At 40.4% G+C, this 223-nt stretch carries 1 protein-coding gene; it reads right to left on the reverse strand.

The features are described 5' to 3' along the window. On the reverse strand, window positions 1-223 hold a 223-nt coding region (locus E1171_RS22910), incomplete at both ends, for a hypothetical protein (protein WP_187696062.1).

Raw genomic sequence — 223 nt, forward strand, 5'->3', positions numbered from 1 at the left:
CCCATCAAAGTTATCATCTCCATAGATTTGTGCATGTGCGTAGTTATTTTTGCTGGTGGCCCCATCTATATCTCCTTCCTGCTCTATATCTATACCATCAATATTATTATTTCCATTGATAACTGCATAAGCCCTGTTATTCACACTTCTTCCATCTTCGCTATCCTGATCAATAAAAATCCCGAATTCATTGCCATCTCCATGAATCCGAGCATCGGCCTGG

The sequence above is a fragment of the Xanthovirga aplysinae genome (assembly GCF_009711365.1).
Lineage (GTDB): Bacteria > Bacteroidota > Bacteroidia > Cytophagales > Cyclobacteriaceae > Xanthovirga > Xanthovirga aplysinae.